The organism is Streptomyces cyaneofuscatus (assembly GCF_000718135.1).
GTDB classification, from domain to species: Bacteria; Actinomycetota; Actinomycetes; order Streptomycetales; family Streptomycetaceae; genus Streptomyces; species Streptomyces cyaneofuscatus.
This window is the reverse complement of sequence record NZ_JOEM01000106.1, coordinates 1-253: the sequence shown is the minus strand read 5'-3', so window position 1 is coordinate 253 and position 253 is coordinate 1. Positions and strand designations below refer to the sequence as shown.

Here is a 253-nt window from a genome sequence, read left to right as displayed (position 1 = left end):
GGAGACCCTTACCGACCCCTCGTACCACCGTCAGGTCGTTGTCATGACGGCCCCGCACGTGGGCAACACCGGGGTGAACGACGAGGACCCGGAGTCGGCCCGTATCTGGGTGTCGGGGTATGTGGTCCGCGACCCCGCCCGTAAGCCGTCCAACTGGCGTGCGCAGCGTTCGCTGGATGAGGAGCTGGTGGCGCAGGGCGTCGTCGGGATCAGCGGTGTCGACACCCGCGCCCTCACCCGGCACCTGCGCGAG

At 69.6% G+C, this 253-nt stretch carries 1 protein-coding gene; it reads left to right on the top strand.

Annotated features, from left to right (window positions below; genetic code table 11):
• Positions 1–253: carbamoyl-phosphate synthase domain-containing protein (locus tag IF17_RS0135975; RefSeq protein ID WP_030575468.1), on the top strand; the 253-nt coding region annotated here is incomplete at both ends.